The 19,010-nt window shown below is 69.7% G+C and carries 12 protein-coding genes and 1 pseudogene; 9 read left to right on the top strand and 4 right to left on the bottom strand.

What is annotated here, in order from left to right; all coding sequences use genetic code 11:
• The first annotated feature begins 21 nt into the window (after positions 1–21).
• Entirely contained in the window at positions 22–1,929 is a 1,908-nt protein-coding gene (locus J7U37_RS07165; protein WP_056188140.1) for a KUP/HAK/KT family potassium transporter, read from the top strand.
• 204 nt (positions 1,930–2,133) lie between these two features.
• The gene (locus J7U37_RS07170; RefSeq protein WP_056188143.1) at positions 2,134–3,297 is read left to right on the top strand and encodes a histidine kinase dimerization/phosphoacceptor domain -containing protein; all 1,164 of its coding nucleotides are present in this window, start codon (positions 2,134–2,136) and stop codon (positions 3,295–3,297) included.
• 28 nt (positions 3,298–3,325) lie between these two features.
• Here the strand turns inward: J7U37_RS07170 and J7U37_RS07175 are convergent, their stop codons facing one another.
• Together J7U37_RS07175 and J7U37_RS07180 are read right to left on the bottom strand one after the other, a co-directional pair.
• The gene (locus tag J7U37_RS07175) at positions 3,326–4,870 is read right to left on the bottom strand and encodes a sodium:proton antiporter (RefSeq protein ID WP_247635275.1); all 1,545 of its coding nucleotides are present in this window, start codon (positions 4,868–4,870) and stop codon (positions 3,326–3,328) included.
• A 66-nt stretch (positions 4,871–4,936) separates the two neighbouring features.
• A complete protein-coding gene (locus J7U37_RS07180) occupies positions 4,937–5,446 on the bottom strand; it encodes an OsmC family protein (protein WP_247635276.1) in 510 nt (169 codons plus the stop codon).
• A 211-nt stretch (positions 5,447–5,657) separates the two neighbouring features.
• Between J7U37_RS07180 and J7U37_RS07185 the strand changes: the two genes are divergently transcribed.
• The 3 genes and pseudogenes from J7U37_RS07185 (at position 5,658) to J7U37_RS07195 (ending at position 10,198) form a co-directional block, all read left to right on the top strand.
• Positions 5,658–6,533, top strand: coding sequence for a cell envelope integrity EipB family protein (locus tag J7U37_RS07185; protein ID WP_247635277.1), 876 nt, complete (start codon positions 5,658–5,660; stop codon positions 6,531–6,533).
• Between the two features lie 261 nt (positions 6,534–6,794).
• On the top strand, positions 6,795–7,370 hold the full coding sequence (locus tag J7U37_RS07190) for a PilZ domain-containing protein (protein ID WP_056187908.1): 576 nt from the start codon (positions 6,795–6,797) through the stop codon (positions 7,368–7,370).
• A 1,046-nt stretch (positions 7,371–8,416) separates the two neighbouring features.
• A pseudogene (locus J7U37_RS07195) lies at positions 8,417–10,198 on the top strand (EAL domain-containing protein).
• 22 nt (positions 10,199–10,220) lie between these two features.
• On the opposite strand, the gene J7U37_RS07200 reads toward J7U37_RS07195, so the two are convergent.
• Positions 10,221–11,525: an NAD(P)/FAD-dependent oxidoreductase gene (locus J7U37_RS07200; protein WP_056187915.1), complete on the bottom strand. Its 1,305-nt coding sequence runs from the start codon at positions 11,523–11,525 to the stop codon at positions 10,221–10,223.
• Positions 11,526–11,731: 206 nt separating this feature from the next.
• Here J7U37_RS07200 and J7U37_RS07205 point away from each other — a divergent pair, with 206 nt between their 5' ends.
• From J7U37_RS07205 to J7U37_RS07220, 4 genes are all read left to right on the top strand, one after another.
• Positions 11,732–12,448 (top strand): sulfate transporter family protein, encoded by a 717-nt coding sequence (locus J7U37_RS07205; RefSeq protein WP_056187918.1) that lies wholly within the window; start codon positions 11,732–11,734, stop codon positions 12,446–12,448.
• A gap of 242 nt (positions 12,449–12,690) precedes the next feature.
• Entirely contained in the window at positions 12,691–13,830 is a 1,140-nt protein-coding gene (locus tag J7U37_RS07210; RefSeq protein ID WP_247635278.1) for a complex I NDUFA9 subunit family protein, read from the top strand.
• A 57-nt stretch (positions 13,831–13,887) separates the two neighbouring features.
• Complete coding sequence (gene gltX / locus J7U37_RS07215; protein WP_247635279.1) at positions 13,888–15,270, top strand: glutamate--tRNA ligase; 1,383 nt, start codon at positions 13,888–13,890, stop codon at positions 15,268–15,270.
• 162 nt (positions 15,271–15,432) lie between these two features.
• Positions 15,433–17,355 carry an ABC transporter ATP-binding protein/permease gene (locus tag J7U37_RS07220; RefSeq protein ID WP_247635280.1) on the top strand — a complete coding sequence of 641 codons (1,923 nt, stop codon included), beginning with the start codon at positions 15,433–15,435 and terminating at the stop codon, positions 17,353–17,355.
• Between the two features lie 24 nt (positions 17,356–17,379).
• Here the strand turns inward: J7U37_RS07220 and J7U37_RS07225 are convergent, their stop codons facing one another.
• Positions 17,380–18,960, bottom strand: a complete 1,581-nt coding sequence (locus J7U37_RS07225) for a LysM peptidoglycan-binding domain-containing protein (RefSeq protein ID WP_247635281.1) — start codon at positions 18,958–18,960, stop codon at positions 17,380–17,382.
• Between the last annotated feature and the right edge of the window lie 50 nt (positions 18,961–19,010).

The following is a 19,010-nucleotide window of genomic DNA, read 5'->3' on the forward strand; positions in this document are numbered from 1 at the left end:
CCTTCGCCGTTGCCGGAGACCATGCCCGTGGCCCACGAGGAATCCCCGATGGGACGACCGGCCCTGCGCCCGGCGGTGATGCTGGGGGCGCTCGGCATCGTCTACGGGGATATCGGCACGTCTCCCCTCTACGCCTTCAAGGAGGCGGTCCGTGCCGCGAGTGCCGGGGCGCCCCCGACCCCGATCGCGGTGACGGGGGCCGTCTCGCTGATCCTGTGGTCGCTGATCCTCATCGTGTCGATCAAGTACGCGGTGCTGATCCTGCGCGCCGACAATCGCGGCGAGGGCGGCATCGTCGCCATGCTGGCGCTGCTCGGAGCCCGGAACGCCAAGCCCGGCTCCTGGGCCGGTGTGCTCCTGGTGGTCGGCCTCATCGGCGCGGCGCTGCTCTACGGCGACGGCGCGATCACGCCCGCGATCTCGGTGCTCAGCGCGGTGGAGGGCCTCAAGGTCGAGGCGCCGGCCCTGTCGCGCTTCGTCGTGCCGATCACGGTTCTGATCCTGGTCGGCCTGTTCCTGGTCCAGAGCCGGGGCGTGGCCTTCATCGGCCGCATCTTCGGGCCGGTGATGCTCGTGTGGTTTGTCGTGCTGGCGCTGCTGGGTCTGGGGGGCATCTGGCACGCGCCGCAGATTCTGGCCGCGCTCAACCCGTTGAAGGCCGTCGAGTTCCTGACGCATGCGGGCTGGCACGTCAGCTTCGCCATGCTGGGTGCCGCCTTCCTGGCCGTCACCGGCGGCGAGGCGATGTATGCCGATCTCGGGCATTTCGGAGCCGGCCCGATCCGCGCCTCCTGGTTCGGCCTCGTTCTGCCGGCCCTCGTGATCCATTATTTCGGGCAGGGTGCGCTCCTGCTCGTCGAGCCCGACGCCATCGAGAACCCGTTCTATCGTCTGAGCCCGGACTGGGCGCATTACCCGCTGATCGGCCTCGCGACCCTGGCGACCGTGATCGCCTCGCAATCGATCATCTCGGGGGCCTTCTCGCTGACCCAGCAATCGATCCAGCTCGGCTTCCTGCCGCCGATGCGGGTGGTCCACACCGCCCGGCTCGAGCGCGGGCAGATCTACGTACCGATGGTGAACTGGCTGCTGGCCGCCGCCACCCTGAGCGCTGTCCTGATCTTCGGCTCGTCGGATGCGCTCGCCGGGGCCTACGGCATCGCGGTGGCCTCCCTGATGGCGATCACCACGCTGCTGGCCGCTCTCGTCGCCCTGAAATGGGGCTACAACCCCGTGGCGGTCCTGGCGGTGAACGGGTTCTTCCTCGCCATCGACCTTGTGTTCCTCGGCGCCAACAGCGTGAAGCTGTTCGAGGGCGGCTGGTTTCCCCTCATGCTGGCCGGGCTCGTGGCGTTCCTGATGCTGACCTGGCGCAAGGGCAACCAGCTCGTCGAGGCCGCGCGGGTCGCGCTGCGCCAGCCCGAGGCCGAGTTCCTGGAACAGCTCCGGCGCGACCCGCCGATCGTGCTGCCGGGCAATGCCGCCTTCCTGTCCTCGGCCACAAGCGCCATCCCGCTGCATCTGTCCCGCTTCGTCGCCCGCAGTCACGCCCTGCACAAGCGCGTCCTCATCGTCACCGCCCGTTACGAGGAGGAGCCTACGGTGGCCCGCGACCGGCGCGCCGAGGTCATCGCGATCACGCCCGACATCACCCGGGTGATCCTGCGCTACGGCTTCATGGAGGACGCCTCGGTTCCCGACGGCCTGCGCTGCGCGGTCGAGTCGAAGCGCCTGCCGCCCGAGTGTCTCGACGACCTGACGATCTTCATCGGCCACGAGACCATCATCCCGAAGAGCGACCAGCGCGGCATGGCGACCTGGCGCGAGGAAATCTATGCCTTCCTGCTGCGCAACGCCGAGCGCACGGGGGCGCATTTCTGCGTGCCGACCCGCCAACTCGTGGAGGTCGGCACCGAGATCGAAATCTGAGTGGCGTTCGGCTGAGCCCAGCGGCGCGGGGTATCAACTCTGCGTCGGGACTTGCTGCATGCCCTTGCGGGCCTCAGGCGGTGTGTCGCACAAGGGGGCGACCAACCCGACCGTGCCGAACCCGAGAAGCGTATCGTTGCGATGACCGAGCCGGCGAAGACCGCCCTGGCGGAGACCGATCTGGCAAGTGCGGATTCAGCGGGTATGGATTCGGCAGGTGCGGATCTGGCGCCCAAGGCCCTGGCGTTCCGGCTGCGGCAGCAGGCGATTCTCTCCGATTTCGGCGTGGAAGCCCTGCGCGCCACGGAATTGCTGCCGCTGCTCCAGCGCGCCACCGAACTCTGCGCCGAGGGGATGGAGGCGCAGTTCTGCAAGGCCCTGGAATACAAGCCGCATCAGGATTGCCTCCTCGTCTGCGCCGGAATCGGCTGGGCGGCGGATGCGGTCGGCACCACCATCATCGGGGCGGATCTCGCCTCGCCCGCGGGCTACGCCCTCAAGACGGGCCGTCCCGTGATCTCGAACCACCTCGAGAACGAAACCCGCTTCCGCACTCCGAAGCTGATGGCCGACCACGGCATCCGCCGGGCCATCAACGTGCTGATCGCCAACCGCGACGGCAATTACGGTGTGCTGGAGGTGGACGACACCCGCGAGGGCCAGTTCGAGGAGGCGGACATCGCCTTCATGCAGGGCTTCGCCAACCTCGTCGGCGGTGCCATCGAGCGCCAGCGGGCCGAGGCGCGGCTGAAGGCGGCCCTGGAGCGGCAGGAGCTGCTGTCCCGCGAGATGAGCCACCGGGTCAAGAACAGCCTCGCGGTGGTGGCAGGTTTCCTCGGGCTCCAGGCCCGCGGCTCCGACAATGCCGACGTGAAGAACGCCCTGGCCGATGCCCGGACCCGTGTCGAGGCGGTAGCCCAGGTCCACGATCAGCTCTGGCGCCAGCCGAGCCTGGAGGCGATCGACGTCGCGGGCTTCCTCGAAGCGCTCTGCGCCAAACTGCAGGAGAGCGCTCCGCGCCATCGCCTGGTCTGTCGCGCCGCCCGGGTCAACATTCCCGCCGATCTCGCGATCCCGCTCGGGCTCTTCGTCAATGAGCTCGTCACCAACGCGATCAAGTATGCCTACCCGGATGGCGAGGGCGAGATTCGGGTAGAGGCCCGGCCCGACGCAGCAGGGACCCTGATCCTCGCCGTCGAGGACGACGGCGCCGGGCTGCCGGAGGGGTTCGATCCGGCGGCCGCGCGCAGCGCCAGCCTCGGCATGCGCATCGTCAACAGTCTGGCCCGCCAGCTGGGCGGCACCCTCGCGGTCGCCCCCGACGTGCAGGGCGCGCATTTCTCCCTCCGGATGGCGCCCCTGGCCTGAGCTTGCCGCGGGAAATCGGTCTCGGGTTTCAGGTCTCGGCCCTGGGCGTCGCGTTCAGCTCGGCCCAGTCGAACTCCTCCTCCAGCACATAATAGGCGTCGTCGCCGATCTCGCCGGTGCGGCGCAGGGCCAGAACCCGGTCGCGGGCGGCCTCGATGGCGCGGCGTCGGGCGGCATCGGCCGGCAGGGCTTCGGCGGCGAAGCCCGTATCGCGCGCCTCGGCCTGCTCCAGGGCGATGCGGAACTCCTCGCACAGAGCCCGCGAGGGCGCATCCTCCGCATCCTCCAGGGTCTTCAGGGCGGCCCGGAAAGCCTCCGTGCGGCCGTGCCCGACCTCGCGGCCGACGGGATCGTTGTCCTCGAGCCCGAGGCGGCTGAGCAGGAGCCGCAGGGTCAGGCCCTGGATCGTCAAGGTGCCGATGATCACGCAGAAGGCGGTCAGCACGATGAGGTCACGATAGGGGAAGGCCGGCGCGCCCTCGGGCAGGGCCAGCGCCGTCGCGATGGTGACGATGCCGCGCATGCCCGCCCAGGACACGGCGATTCCGGCCGAGAGGCCGCGGTCCCGGGTCTCGGCCTCATCGGCACCGAGACGGGCGAGATGGGCCGCTGGCAGGACCCAGGCCAGGCGGACAACCACAACCGTGAGGAACACCGCCGCACCGACCAGGGCATAGGAGATCTGCTGCGCCCGGGTCAGGCGTTCGAGGATCGGCCCGATCTGCAGTCCGATCAGCACGAAGGCGAGGACGTTGAGCACGAACACGGCCGTGTCCCAGACCGCGTACGAGACGATGCGGGTGCGCGGCGGGGTGCGGCCGGGCGCGATCCGGGCCGCCGTGATCGCGAAGGTGACCACCGTGAGCACGCCGGAGAGATGGAAGGCCTCCGCGCCCATCCAGATCGCGAAGGCGGCCACGAATTGCAGCACGATGATGCTCGGCGTGTCGGCAACCGGGCGCATGGCGGCACTGTAGATCAGCGCCAGCACCGGGCCGATGACGAGGCTGCCGAGGATCTCGCCGATGAGGATCGGCACCGTTTCCGTCAGCGAGAAGCTGCCGGTGACGGCCGCCATGACGCCGAGCCGGTAGATCAGCAGCGAGCCGGCGTCGTTGAGCAGGCTCTCGCCGCGCAGGATCGTGGTGAGGCGGTGCGGCAGGGAGACCTGGCGCAGCACCGAGAGAGCCGCCACCGCGTCCGGCGGCGCCACCACCGCGCCGAGCACGATGCAGGCGGCCCAGGGCATGTCGGGCACGAGCCACTTCACCACCACGGCCACGGCCGCCGTCGTCGCCACCACGGCTCCGAAGGCGAGGCCGGCGATCGGCCGCCAGTGGGTGCGCAGGTCCCGGACCGACGTGTCGTAGCCGGCATCCAGCAGGACCGGAGCGAGGAACAGGGCCAAAGCCAGTTCCGGATCGAGCACGAGGTTCGGCACCGCCGGAACGAAGGCGAGGCCAATTCCACCAAGTGCCAGGAACACCGGGTAGGGGGCACCCAGCCGGCGGGCGAGGCCCGCCAGGAGCACGGCGCCGAACAGGACGCCGACGATCCACTCGAAAATCATCATACTGTGGGGAACACATCATCACGGCGCCGGGATCACGCATCCGGGCGCGAAAACGTCACGCGCGGCTCAGCCCTGCGCGAGGGCCACCGCCAGATCCGGCTTGTGGTTCAGGGTCTGGAACACGACGCAGTAGCGCTCGGTCAGCTTGAGCAACTGGTCGAGTTTGTCCTGGGGGGCGTCGGTGTCGAGGGCGAAAGCGAGCCGGATCGCCCGGAAGCCCACGGGTGCCTCCCGATCGACCCCCAGGGTGCCGCGGAAGTCGAGGTCGCCCTCGGCGCTGACGGTGCCGGATCGAAGCTCCACGCCGATCGCGGTGGCCACCGCCTTCAGGGTGACGCCGGCGCAGGCCACCAGCGCCTCCAGCAGCATGTCCCCGGAGCAGAGTTCCGCGCCGGAACCGCCGGTGGCCGGGTGCAGGCCCGCCACCGCGAGGGCGCGTCCGGTCTCGACCTTGCAGGCGATCGACGTATCGTCGAGGCTGCCGCGGGCGCGCAGGGTGACGACGGCGGAATCGGGGGCGTTGCGGTAGCGGTCCTTGATCGGGGCCTGGAGCGAGCGCAGGGTATCGGCGTCCATGGGCGTATCCTCTCTCCCGTCCGGTGTTGGTTCCGTCCCGGATGCGCGTCGGGCTCCGGGGTTCTTCTTCTCCGGGGATAGGTAGGGCGCGCGTTGCGGCGCGGCGAATGCAGCGGTGCCCGAACGAACCTCGCTCGCGCGGGCGGGATGCCCTATCTCAGGGTCTCCGGCGGGTGTCCGCACCCCCGGCCCGACCCTGTCAGGAGAGTTCATGCGTCGTTCCAGCGTGAGTGCAGAAGCCGTGATGGCGCGCGTCGCGAGTCCCGGTCTCGCGGCCGGCCTTGTCCTGTTCGCCACTGCGGCGGGGGCCGCCTCGCCGATCACCCTCGCCAATCACCGCGCCGTCTACGATCTGTCGCTCGCCGAGAGCAGCGGCACCCGGGCGGTGGAGAGCGCGCGCGGGCGCATCGTCATCGATTTCACAGGCGACGCCTGCAAGGGCTACACGATGCAGACCCGGCAGGTGACGGTGCTGGACAGCGGCGAGACCGGCAGCCGGACCTCCGATCTGCGCAACACCACCTTCGAGAGCGGGGATGGCCACAGCTACCGCTTCAAGACCAGCACGGTGCTCGACGGGACGCCGGGCCAGACCGTGGATGGCACCGCTGAATCGACGCCTGACAGCCTGAAGGTGAAGCTGAAGGAACCCAAGCGCGACCAGTTCCAGGACTCCGGCGAGGTCCTGTTTCCCACGTTGCACATGCGCCGTCTGATCCAGGCCGGGCGCGACGGGCAGACCACCGTCTCGGTCAAGGTCTTCGACGGCTCCGATGACGGGCGCAAGGTCTACGACACCCTCGCGGTCATCGGCCGACCGGGTCCGGCCCCGGCGGCCACCGACAAGGCGGCGGAGCGCGACAAGCCGCTCAAGGACGGTCCCATGGCAGCCCTGCCCCACTGGCCCGTGACCCTGAGCTATTATGTTCCGGGCCAGGGCGAGCGCACGCCGATCTACGTCCTCAACTTCGATCTCTACGAGAACGGTGTCAGTGGCGCGCTGCGCCTCAACTATGGCGAGTTCGCCGTGGTCGGAGACCTGACGCGCCTCGACACCCTGCCGTCCAGCACCGATTGCCAGCGCTGAGGCGGGGCGGATCGTCCGGTAGAGCCCGTCTCCAGGGTGCGGGCGGGCCAACGCTTGCGGAGCAAGGCTCGTAGGCGAAGGCTCGTAGGCGAAGGGTCGCGGGTCGCCTGCTCTTGCACCAGTTCGCGCTTGGCCCGCGGGGCTGCCGCGACGGTCCTGATTTCCTCTGCAAGAAACCGTTATTCCGTCAAATTCTCAGCGTTGCCGTAAAGGTTTATCGGATGGCGGGTGCCTTAGTGATCCTGCAACCGCAGGACGGTCATGGGCGAAGCTATCACATCATCATCGACACGTCTGATCCTGCCCGCCCTCTGTTGGAACCGTCAGCGCTCGGATTTTTACGCGGTCACGGCCGACGTGTCGGTGCTCGGCCTGCGTTTTCGCTCCTCGGTCGTGCCGGATCCGGGTGAAACCCTGTCGTGCAGCATTCGCCACGCGGGCTCCCTCGAAGCCCAGGTCATCGAATGCGGCAAGGAGCACTTCGTGACCCGGGTGCTCCGGGCCGAGGCACCGCTTCCGGTCATCGTCCGACGGCTCCTCGAACTCGCCGCCGACCAGAACGGTGACGACGTGCCCCAGCGCGCGCATCCGCGCTTCGTGCCCGATCATCCAGACATCCTCGTGACCATGGCCTGCGGTACGCAGATCCCCGGTCGCCTGATCAACGTCTCCGCTTCGGGCGCTGCCGTGAGGATCGACGTTCCCTTGGAGCCGGGCACGCAGATCACGCTCGGCCGGACGCCTGCGACGGTCGCCCGCTGCTTCGGGGAGGGCATCGGTGCGGCGTTCCTGCAGCCGCTGCCGGCAGCGGAACTCGGCCCCCATATCCTGCTGTGAGCGAGGATGGTCCTGGCTGGGATTGTCGAAGGCCTCTGTGCTGAACCAAAACAGTTCTCATCTAAGACGGGCACCATTATGGACCAGAGAGGGTGGGTCCTGGTCTTTGTTGGTGCAATCTAGGCCTTGTCAAAGCCCGGACTGCAATTAAGCTTTTATCAAATGATGGGGAATAGCCTTCGGTCTCGCCTTCCAGTTGGAGGCCGGACGATGTGATGTGCGGACGAAGCACGCATCCGAAGGCCGCCGACCTCCGTTCGGACAGCCCGATCCGGTAAGCCTTCGCTGCCGGCGGATCGCCGAAGACCGTGAGTCTGATGCCACGCGCGCCTGACCCTTTTCGCGCCGGACCCGTCCTGTCCACCGCACCGCTTGCGGCCTCCGCCGGCGGTCCGCGTTTGCCGGATGTGGCCCGGGGACGCTCGGTGAGCGATCGTATCCGATCCCCGGCCCCTGCCGGCGCGGAGCCGGCAGTGAGGCCAGCCGTGTTCCGGCGGACGACCGGTCTGACGAATCGCTACGATCTGGAGGCGCGGGCCGGCCATCTCGACGAGGTGCTGCAATTCGCACCCTATCTCGCCCTGACCCATACGGTGATCGCCGGCGCGGTCCTGGTGCTCTTCTGGAGTGAGGCTCATCGGATCTACCTGACGACCCTGTTCTTCAGCGTCGTCCTCACCGTCACCCTCGCGACGATCGCAGCGTGGCGTTATCGCCCGCAGCGTCTCAAAGTGGCCGACATCGTCGCCGGACATCGGATCGCCGTCCTGTTCGCGCTGATTCTCGGGCTGTCCTGGGGCAGCATGCCGCTGGCCCTCTTCCCGGCTCCGGGCACCACCGACCGGGTCTTCATGGTGGCTCTCTGCGCCGGCCTGATGGCCACCACCTATACCTTCGGCTCGCTGCCCCACCTCGGCCTCGTCTATTGCGTGCCGCTCGCCTTGGGGAGTCTCGGAGCCCTGATCCTGGACGGAGCCGCGTCCAGCTGGTGGCTGGCAATGCTGATGGGGATCTATTCGGTCTTTGTCGCCTTCACCGCCGGGCGGATGGGCCGCCTCTCCGAACAGCGGATCATCGATCGCGTCCGGGTCAGCGAGCAGAACGAGACGATCAGTCTGTTGCTGCATGATTTCGAGGCGAACACCAGCGACTGGCTCTGGGAGACCGACGCCGAGGACCGGCTTCAGCACGTGTCCGACCGCATCGGCGAAGTGGCCGGGGAGCCGCCGCAACTCCTGCGGGAAACGCCGCTGGAGGCCCTGTTCCTCGGCGTGCGTGATCCACGCCCGATGACTCAGGAGATCGCCGATGTTCTCACCCTCGTGGCCGAGCGCAAAGCGTTCCGCGAGCGCGTGGTCGAGGTCACGATCGGGGGCCTGACGCGCTGGTGGCGCATCAGCGGCCGTCCCATCCTCGACGACGGCGACACCTTCCTGGGATTTCGGGGCGTCGGCTCGGACGTTACGGATACGCATCAGTCGGAAGCACGCATCGCCTACCTGGCGAGCTATGATCCACTCACGGGCCTTGCCAACCGGACCCTGTTCCAGGACATGGCGGCGCAACTTTGTGCCCGCGCGCGCACCACAGGCGAAGCCTGTGCGCTGCTCTATGTTGATCTCGACGGCTTCAAGTTCGTCAACGACACCTTCGGCCATGTCCTCGGCGATACCCTGCTCGCCCAGGTGGCGCAGCGCCTGATCGGGACGGTCCCGCCCGGAGCGCAGGTCTCACGGCTCGGGGGCGACGAGTTCGCTATCCTCCTCGCCGGCGTGGACGAGGATGCCCTGATTACCCTGGCGAAGCGAATCATCGGGGCGCTGAGCATGCCCTATACCCTCAATGGCGTTCAGGTGGAGATCGGTGCCAGCATCGGCCTCGCCCAGGCGCCGCGCGATGCGCACAATCCGGAGGGACTGCTCAGCAAGGCCGATCTCGCGCTCTACCGCGCCAAGGCCACGGGGTGGGGCAATGTCTGCGTGTTCTCGACCGACCTGGAAGCCTCGATGCGCCGGCGGCACGAGATCGAGGTGGATCTCAAGCGCGCGGTGGCGCAAGGCGAGTTCACCCTGCACTACCAGCCGCTCGTCAGCCTCGATGACGGCCGGATTCACACCTTCGAGGCCCTGCTGCGCTGGACGCGCAGCTCCGGCGAGTCGGTATCGCCGGCCGATTTTCTTCCCGTCGCCGAAGCCTCGGGCCTGATCAGCCAGATCGGCCGCTGGGTTCTGATGCAGGCCTGCCGGGAGGCTGCTCACTGGCCGGAGGACATCCGGCTCGCGGTCAACCTCTCGCCGATCTAGTTCCGGAACGGCGACCTCATCGCGGAGGTGAGACAGGCGCTTGAGGCGAGCGGGTTGCCGCCGAAGCGCCTGGAGATCGAGGTTACCGAGTCCGTGTTCTTCGAGATGAACGCAACCACCATCGCCAATCTGAACGCCCTGCGCGCCCTCGATATCCGCGTGGCGCTCGACGATTTCGGCACCGGCTACTCGTCGTTGAGCTATCTGATCCGGTTCCCCGTCGACAAGATCAAGATCGATCGCTCCTTCATCAAGGACATGGACAGCCGGCCCGAATGTCTGGCGATCATCGAAGCGATCCTCGCGCTTGCGCGCAAGCTCTCGATCACCGTCACCGCCGAGGGGGTCGAGACGGCGGAGCAGGCGCAGATGCTGAAGGCGAGCGGCTGCGACGACATCCAGGGCTTCCTCTTCAGTCCCGCCCGGCCGGCGGCCGAAATCCCGCACCTCATCACCGCCCTGCCGATGCGGTTCTGCGAGGTCTTCCCGCGCCTTCCGGTGCCGTTCCAGCGTGCCGTCGCGTGACGGGCACTCGCTTGAGCCGCGCCTATCTCCGCACGGCGTCGGCGACGGCCTCGGCCGTCCGCATGCCCTCGGCATAGGCGCCTCCCGCCGTGCCCCATTGCAGGCGCGACAGAGCCTCGCCGGCGAACCACACCCGGTCGGCCACGGGCGCCTGCAGCAGCGCCCGTGCGCCGGCATGGCCCGGCGGCACCACCGCCCAGGAGCCGCGCGCCCAGGGATCGTGACGCCACTCGCTCACGGCCGGGATGGTCAGGTCGTGCAGGGCGCGAGCGCCGAAATGCGCCATCAAGGTCGCGCGCACCAGCCTGCGGACGCCATCCGGCCCGGCCCGGCGCGCGTCGAGGGCGGCGGCCATGGGCGCGTCGAGTTCGAAGAAGTGGAACGGCGTGCCGTCGATGCGGGTGAGAAGGCCTGGACTGGCCTCGCGTCCGCCGACAAGGGATGCGAGCCGGTCCGCCCCACGGAACGGACAGGACGGCCAGTGCAGCACCGCGTGCTCGTAGATGCCGGTGGTGAAGCCCGCGATCGCGTTCGCGACCTCCGGAGGGAGTGCCGGGGTGAAGAGCGGGGCCGCCCGCAGCACCATGGTGGGAATCGTGACGATGACGGCCTTCGCCGTGACGGGCCCGGACCCCGTCTCCACCCGCACGCCCGGGCCGGACCAGTCGATGCCAGTCACCGGTGTCTCCAGGGCGACCGGCAGCCCGTTCGCAAGGCGGGCGAGATAGCCGCCGTAGCCGCCGGCGATGAAGTGGTTGTCGCCGTACTCCATGCTGGGGAAGTCCTGGAGCGAGACGCGGCTCAGCGCTTGTCCGGAGACGAGGCCGTGGACCCGCTCCACCCGCCGGCCCCAGGGCCCGAGCCCGGGCGGCAGGGCGGTGGCGGCCGGCCGGTCCGGCTCCTGCCAGGCGGCCTGGGTGCTCATGGCCCGGTCGGCCACCGCGAAGGCCCGGCCGAGCGCCGCTGCCTCGGCCGGGCGCCCGCGTCGGCGCCCGACCCAGAGATGGCTCGCCTGCGCGGCCACCCGCAGGGGCTCGCCCCGTGCGGTCCCGAGCTGCACCAGCGGGTTGATCGGTCCCGCATGCAGCCAGTGCCCTCCGAGATCGACCGCGTGCCCCCGCAGCGGCACGGTGAGCAGCCGGCCGCCGACCCGGTCTCGCGCCTCCAGCACCGCCACCGAAACCCCGCGCGCCAGCAGGCTCCGGGCCGCCGCGACGCCGGCGGCTCCCGCGCCGATGACGATCACCTCCGGGTCCTGTGGCAGGGGCGCCAGGCGCGGGGCGAGGCTCGGGCGGCGACCTTCATGCGCGGGGCGTGACGTCCTCATGGATGACGGTCTCGTTCCTGTCTCGGCGATGCGCGAGGGCCTACCAGAGGACGCGGCGGCGGGACACTGCGCGGTTCGCTCCTGCGTGGCGCGCCCTTGCGTCGAGGGGCGTCGATCGCCAGAACCGGGCGGAGACGGCGCGCGCGGGGGCGACGCAGCCCGGACCAGACCAACCTGACGGACACGAGACCACAGGATATCCCGGCATGCTCTTCCGCGCCGCCCTCGCCGCCATCCGGCAGGTGTTCTCACCCCCCTTACGCGCGATCCTGTGGAAGTCTCTCGGGCTCACCCTGGGCATCCTCGTCCTGGTCTGGTTCGGGCTGACGCGGGCGATCAACTGGTTCCTGTCGCAGCACCACCTCTCGGTGGATTATCCCTTCCTCGACACCCTGGCGGTGTTCTTTGCCGGGGCGGGGCTGTTCGTGGGCCTCGCCTACATCATGCCGGCGGTCTCGATCCTGGTGGCGGGCTACTTCCTCGACGACGCGGCCGAGATCGTCGAGCGCACGGACTTCCCCGCCGACCCGCCCGGGATCGCCCTGCCGCTCGGGACCGCGATGCTCTACGCCCTGCGCTTCGCCGGTCTCGCCCTGTTGGTGAACCTCGTGGCGCTGATCCTGTTCTTCGTGCCCGGCGTCAATCTCGTGGCGTTCTTCGGCGCCAACGCCTACCTGCTATCGCGCGAGTATTTCGAGCTGGCCGCCGGGCGCTTCCGGCCCATGACGGAGGCCGGAGCCATGCGCCGGCACTACGGCGGCACCACGCTCCTGGCCGGCGCGCTGCTCGCCGGCCTCATGGTGGTGCCGGTGCTCAACCTGCTCACGCCGCTCTTCGGCATCGCCCTGATGGTGCATGTTCACAAGGGTTTGAGCCGGCGCATGCCGCTGGCCGGTCCGCAGGTCCAGCCTCGCCTGCGCTGAGGTTTCACGGCCGGACAGTTTTGGTTTTTCCAGGCAAACCCCGCAGGACAAGCCTCCCAGGAACAGTCGCGTAGGGCCAGCCCTGCGAAAACACCCCGAGGCGAAATTCACCGGGCGATCTCCCGTCCGCGATGGAAGTGTTCTAGATACGCTGCAACAGGCTAAGGACCGGCGCCGGTCCGTTGCCCCGTTTACGGGTGCGGCACGGCGCGCAGGGGCCGCTTTTCGAGACCTAGAGAGCGATGACCGGCTTCGAGACCCTTCCCCTGACCCGCCCCGCCTCGCAGCTCGTCACCGTGTTCGGCGGATCGGGCTTCCTCGGGCGCCACGTGGTGCGGGCGCTCGCCAAGCGCGGCTACCGTATCCGGGTGGCCGTGCGCCGGCCCGATCTCGCCCTGTTCCTGCAGCCGCTCGGCAAGGTCGGCCAGATCGTCGCCGTCCAGGCCAATCTGCGTTACCCCGAGTCGATCGCCCGGGCGGTCCAAGGTGCCGATATCGTCGTCAACCTCGTGGGTATCCTGCAGGAGACCGGCAAGCAGAGCTTTTCGCAGTTGCAGGCGGAAGGAGCGGGCGAGATCGCCCGGGCGGCCGCGGCCGTCGGTGCGCCCCTGGTCCACGTCTCGGCCATCGGCGCCGACGCGCATTCGTCCTCGCACTATGCCCGCACCAAGGCTCTCGGCGAGGCCAAGGTGGCCGAGGCCGGTGGTCCCTTCGTGATCCTGCGGCCCTCCCTGGTGTTCGGGCCCGGCGACAGCTTCTTCAACCGCTTCGCCTCGCTGGCCCGGGCGCTGCCGGTGCTGCCCCTGGCCGGGGCCGAGTCCTGCTTCCAGCCCGTCTACGTGGCCGACGTCGCGGAAGCCGTAACCCGGGCCGTCGAGGGCCACGTGCCCGCCGGCAAGGTCTACGAACTCGGCGGCCCCGAGGTCGAGACCCTGGAATCGCTGGTGCGCTACATGCTCAAGGTCACGCTGCGCAAGCGGGTGGTTCTCGGCCTGCCGCAGCCGGCCGCGATGCTCCAGGCCCGCGCTCTCGAGGTGGTCGACACCCTGACCCTCGGCCTCTTGCCGGACAGTCTCAAGCTCACCCGCGATCAGGTCATTCTGCTCCAGAACGACAACGTCGTCTCGGACGCCGCCAAGGCCGAGGGCCGCACCCTGGAGGGCATCGGCCTCCAGCCTACCGCCATGGAGGCGGTGGTGCCGGGCTACCTCTGGCGCTTCCGCAAGGCCGGCCAGTTCGCCAAGGTGCAGGAGTTCGAGAGCGCCATCCCCGAGACCCTGACGCCGAAGCCCTTCGTGCCGCGCAGCGGCAGCGGCCCGGCTCTGGGACCGGATTCGAACGCGCCGAGCCGAATGGGCGTGAGATGGGGCACCCGGGGCTGAGGCTTTCGCCCGCAGCCGGAGTCCTCAGGGCCGGCGAAATGGTCTAGAGGGCGCCTCATGACTCATGCCACCTCGCCCCAGGCCGACACGCTCCCAGCCGGCGCACCCCTCGTGCGCTTCGCGCCATCCCCCACCGGCTACCTGCATATCGGCAACGCCCGGCCGGCCCTGCTCAACGCCCTGTTCGCGCGGGCGCGGCACGGCCGCTTCCTGCTGCGGCTCGACGACACCGACCGGGAGCGCTCGACGCAAGACTTCGCCGACGCCGTGGCCGAGGATCTCGCCTGGCTCGGGATCGTGCCCGACCTGTTCGCGAGGCAATCCGACCGGGTGGCGATCCACGACGCGGCCGCCGAACGCCTGAAGGCGTTGGGCCGGCTCTATCCCTGCTACGAGACGCAGGAAGAGCTGGAACGCCGGCGCCGGCGCCAGCTCGGGCGTGGCCAGCCGCCGATCTACGACCGGGCCGCCCTCTCTCTCTCGGAGGCCGAGCGCGCCGCCCTGGAGGCAGAGGGGCGCACGCCGCACTGGCGCTTCAAACTCGATGCCCGCACCGTGGCCTGGGACGATCTCGTGCGCGGCCCCGCCCATGTCGATTGCGCCTCGCTCTCCGATCCGGTGCTGATCCGCGCCGACGGCAGCTACCTCTACACCCTGCCCTCCGTGGTCGACGATGCCGAGATGGGCGTCACCCACGTGATCCGGGGTGAGGACCACGTCACCAACACGGGCGTGCAGGTGCAGATCTTCGAGGCTTTGGGCAGCGCGATCCCGATTTTCGGGCACCACAACCTGCTGACCACGGCGGACGGGGAGGGGCTCTCCAAGCGCCTCGGCCATCTCTCGCTGCGCGGCCTGCGCGCGGCCGGCTACGAGCCCGGCGCCGTGCGCTCGCTGGCAGTGCTCACCGGATCGGCCGAATCGGTCCGTGCCGTGGCGAGCCTCGACGAGCTTGCCGGGTTGGTGGACCTCGCCCAGATCTCGCGGGCGCCGGCGAAGTTCGATCCGCATGAACTCGACGGGCTCAACGCCCGCCTCGTCCATGCCATGCCCTACACGGAGGTGGCCGACCGGCTCGCGGATCTCGGTATCCCGGCGGAGCGCGCCGAAGCATTCTGGGAGGCGGTGCAGCCGAACCTGGCCAAGGTCTCGGAGGCGGGCGACTGGTGGCGCGTGGTCGCCGGCCCGGTCGCTCCCGTCATCGCCGACCCGGCCTTCATCGGGGCCGCCGCTGCGCTGCTGCCGGACGAGCCCTGGAACGGGGAGACCTGGAAGGCCTGGACGGGGGCGGTGAAGGCAACCACGGGGGCCAAGGGCAAGGCGCTGTTCATGCCGCTGCGCCTCGCGATCACCGGGCTGGAGCACGGGCCGGATCTCGCCGGCCTGTTGCCGCTGATCGGACGGGACGCGGTGGCACGGCGCCTCTCGGGCGAGGAGTGATCGGGCGCGCCTCTGCGGCGCACGCACACCCGCTCCGCTCGGCCAGCTGCCCGCTCCGCTCGACCGGGTGCATGCTCCCGCTCGACCAGGTGACTGTCACCGGCGGCCCGGGGCGCCTATATGCGGGCTCGACGCCATCTTCATCCCGAGCCCCTGATCCGTATGAGCACCGACCCCGCCCCGGCGGCCCCGGTTCGGCCTGAGCCGTCCGCGCGGCCCGGCCTCGTGGCCACCTATCGTCGCCTTTGGCCCTATCTGTGGCCCTATGGTCGGCCCGATCTGCAGCGGCGCGTCTTCCTCGCCTTCGGCCTGCTGATCGTCGCCAAGTTCGTCACCATGGTGACGCCCTTCACCTTCAAATGGGCCACCGACGCCCTGGTGGCGCTGACCGACCCCAAGCCGGGTGCGGCCATCCCCACCGGGCTGTTCGCCGCGCCGATGCTGCTGATCGGCCTCTACGGCCTGTCCCGCATCCTCATGGCCGGGCTGACGCAGGTGCGCGACGGGCTCTTCGCCAAGGTGGCGATGCACGCCGTGCGCCGCCTCGCCCTGCAGACCTTCGAGCACATGCACCGGCTCTCCCTGCGCTTTCACCTGGAGCGCAAGACCGGCGGCCTCACCCGCGTGCTGGAGCGTGGGCGCGGCGGCATCGAGGAGCTGTCGCGCCTGATGGTGCTGACGCTGGTGCCCACCATCGTCGAGTTCCTGCTGGTCATCGGCGTGCTCGCCTACGAGTTCGACTGGATCTACTCGGTGGTGGTGTTCGTGATGGTGGCGGCCTACCTCGCCTTCACCTGGAAGGCGACGCAGTGGCGCATCGAGATCCGGCGCCGGATGAACAATTCCGACACCGACGCCAACACCAAGGCCGTCGATTCGCTGCTGAACTTCGAAACTGTGAAGTATTTCGGGGCCGAGCAGCGCGAGGCGGAGCGCTACGACGCCTCAATGGCGAAGTACGAAAAGGCCTCGACGCAGACCTACGTCTCGCTGGCGGTGCTCAACGCCGGACAGGCGGTGATTTTCACCATCGGCATGACCATCGTGATGTGGCTGGCCGCGCGCGACATCATGGCCGGGCGCACCACGCTCGGCGGCTTCGTGCTCGTCAACACCATGCTGGTGCAGCTCTCGATGCCGCTCAATTTCATGGGCATGATCTACCGCGAGATCAAACAGGCCCTGATCGACATCGACGACATGTTCCAGATCCTGCACCGCAACCCGGAGATCGCCGATCGGGCGGGCGCGTTGCCGCTCGCGATCTCGGACGGCGTGGTGCGGTTCGAGGACGTGCGCTTCGCCTACGATCCCGCCCGGCCGATCCTCAAGGGCGTCAGCTTCGAGGTGCCCGCCGGCCGTACGGTGGCGATCGTCGGCCCCTCCGGTGCGGGCAAGTCGACCCTGTCGCGCCTCCTGTTCCGGTTCTACGAGCCGCAGATGGGCCGCATCCTCGTCGACGGTCAGGACATCGCCCAGGTGCGCCAGGCGAGCCTGCGGGCGGCGATCGGCATGGTCCCGCAGGACACGGTGCTGTTCAACGACACCATCGGCTACAACATCCGCTACGGCCGGTGGGACGCCACCGACGCGGAGGTCCGGGCCGCCGCCTCGCTGGCGCAGATCGACCGCTTCATCTCCGCCCTGCCGGAGGGCTACGACACGCCCGTGGGCGAGCGCGGGCTCAAGCTCTCGGGCGGCGAGAAGCAGCGCGTCGCCATCGCGCGCACCATCCTCAAAGGGCCGCCGATCCTCGTCCTCGACGAGGCGACCTCGGCCCTCGACTCCTTCACCGAGCGGGAGATCCAGGATGCGCTGGACACCGTGAGCCAGGGCCGCACCACCCTGGTCATCGCCCACCGTCTCTCCACCGTGGTCAATGCCGACGAGATCATCGTCCTCGACAAGGGCGTCATCGTCGAGCGCGGCGACCACGGCACGCTTCTGGAGCGGGACGGCGTCTACGCCTCGATGTGGAGCCGTCAGCGCGAAGCGGACGCCGCCCTGGAGGTGCTCCAGCGCAGCGAGGACGTGCTGCCGGTCCCGAAGGCCCGCCCGGTGCTGGCGTCGGAACCGGCGGAATAGGGGCTCGAACCGGGGCTTGGCGCCTCAGCCCCGCGGGTCGGTCTGCGGCACCGCCGCGGTCCCGTCGCCGGGCAGGACGAAGATCTGCCCGGGATAGATCAGGTCCGGGTTGCGGATCTGCGGCTGGTTGGCGTCGTAGATCACCGTGTAGCGGGTGCCCGTGCCGTAGATGCGCCGGCTGATCTGCCACAGGCTGTCGCCCCGGATGATCCGTGCCGTCCCGACCTCCGGCACGAAGACCGAGGGGCTTCGTTCCGTGGCGGCCCGGGCCGGCGTATCCGGCGCCTCCGCACGGCCGGCAGGGGCCTGCGAGGCGGGCGTTGCCGATTCGGGAGGAGCGGGCGGTTTGGCCACGGCCATTCGGGGCATCGCTGCCGGAAGGGCTGCTGGCGTCCCCGGCGTTCCCGGGGCCGGAACCGCCGGCCCCTGCGCCAGCTTCGCACCGGGGGACCGTGCGGGCGAGGCCGAAGCGGTCGGTGTTCCGGGCTTCGCGGCGACCGGGACGGTGAAGGGCACCTCGGAACGGGTCTTCACCTTGCCGGAGACAGGGTCGACCTGATCCACCCGGATCGTGTACGCGCCGGGCTGGACGCCGCGCCCGATCGTGAACGCTACGCGACCGTCGGCGCCGACGCTGCCCGGCGCCACCAGGGCGTCGTTCAGGTAGAGCCGCACGGTCGCGCCCGGCGGGGCCTGACTGGTCACGTAGAGGCGGCCGCCATCCTCCGCCTCGACGCTGACGATCTTGAGCGGCGCCGTGGGGTCCGGCGCGCCCGCGCCCGGCTGGCCCGACCTGGCTTCGGTGCCCGTGTCCGCCCTTTGCTGCAGGCCCGGGACATTCTGGCCCCCGGGGCCGGGCATGGTCGTTGCGAGCCGGTTGTCCGCAGCGGCGCTTCGGGCTTCGGCCTGGCGGGACTCCGCCGCGCCGGAGCCTGGCGCTGCGGCCGTCGCGACCGGATCCGGCTGGGAGAGCACGATGGTGGGTTTATCGGGGGAGGTGAGGGCAATGAGGGGCTTGGTCCGACGATCGGGGGCCACCACCACTGCCACGCTGTCCCGCGAGACGCGCTCCTGCCCATCGGCGCTGGAGGCCCGCAGGGTGATCTCACTGTTGCCCACGGGGAGCGCCGGGGGAACGATGGCGAACTGGCCGGAGGGATCGACGAGCGCACGGGCAATCGGCGCGTTGTCGCGCAGCAACTCCACGGTGGTGTTGGGCGCGGCGCGCCCCGCGATCACTGTCTCGCCGTTGGGCTCGACCCGGATGATGTCGAAGGTCGGCGCCTCTGTCCCGGCGGACGCGCCCAGTCCCGGCGCCGGGGGCTGCCGGACCGCCCGCGCCGCCGGGGGCTTTCCCGCCGGCGACGCCCCCTCCCCGGGGCGCGGGTCCGGCTCGGCCTGGGCGCTCGAGCCGGCGACCGCTCCCGGCCGGGCTTCCCCCGTCGCGCCGGTGGGCGCCGTCGCCAGGGCTGCACGGTCCCGGTCGGTGCCCTCGACACTGCGCTTGAACAAGGTGCTCGCGCCATAGAGGGTGACCACGAGGGCGAAGCCCGCCAGAAGCCCCACGCAGGCCAGGAAGATGCTCCGTCGCAACTCCGCCCTCATGACACCCCACTCCCTCGTCGACCGGCGCGGCGGCCGAAACACCGTCGTCG

Source organism: Methylobacterium sp. 37f, from assembly GCF_023093475.1.
Taxonomy (GTDB): domain Bacteria; phylum Pseudomonadota; class Alphaproteobacteria; order Rhizobiales; family Beijerinckiaceae; genus Methylobacterium.

What these genes read in the sequence shown, in the direction of transcription:
- J7U37_RS07165 (WP_056188140.1), top strand. Translation starts at nt 22, where the DNA reads ATGCCCGTGGCCCACGAGGAATCCCCGATGGGACGACCGGCCCTGCGC.
- J7U37_RS07170 (WP_056188143.1), top strand. Translation starts at nt 2,134, where the DNA reads ATGGATTCGGCAGGTGCGGATCTGGCGCCCAAGGCCCTGGCGTTCCGG.
- J7U37_RS07175 (WP_247635275.1), bottom strand. Translation starts at nt 4,870, where the DNA reads ATGATGATTTTCGAGTGGATCGTCGGCGTCCTGTTCGGCGCCGTGCTC.
- J7U37_RS07180 (WP_247635276.1), bottom strand. Translation starts at nt 5,446, where the DNA reads ATGGACGCCGATACCCTGCGCTCGCTCCAGGCCCCGATCAAGGACCGC.
- J7U37_RS07185 (WP_247635277.1), top strand. Translation starts at nt 5,658, where the DNA reads ATGCGTCGTTCCAGCGTGAGTGCAGAAGCCGTGATGGCGCGCGTCGCG.
- J7U37_RS07190 (WP_056187908.1), top strand. Translation starts at nt 6,795, where the DNA reads ATGGGCGAAGCTATCACATCATCATCGACACGTCTGATCCTGCCCGCC.
- J7U37_RS07200 (WP_056187915.1), bottom strand. Translation starts at nt 11,525, where the DNA reads ATGAGGACGTCACGCCCCGCGCATGAAGGTCGCCGCCCGAGCCTCGCC.
- J7U37_RS07205 (WP_056187918.1), top strand. Translation starts at nt 11,732, where the DNA reads ATGCTCTTCCGCGCCGCCCTCGCCGCCATCCGGCAGGTGTTCTCACCC.
- J7U37_RS07210 (WP_247635278.1), top strand. Translation starts at nt 12,691, where the DNA reads ATGACCGGCTTCGAGACCCTTCCCCTGACCCGCCCCGCCTCGCAGCTC.
- gltX (WP_247635279.1), top strand. Translation starts at nt 13,888, where the DNA reads ATGACTCATGCCACCTCGCCCCAGGCCGACACGCTCCCAGCCGGCGCA.
- J7U37_RS07220 (WP_247635280.1), top strand. Translation starts at nt 15,433, where the DNA reads ATGAGCACCGACCCCGCCCCGGCGGCCCCGGTTCGGCCTGAGCCGTCC.
- J7U37_RS07225 (WP_247635281.1), bottom strand. Translation starts at nt 18,960, where the DNA reads ATGAGGGCGGAGTTGCGACGGAGCATCTTCCTGGCCTGCGTGGGGCTT.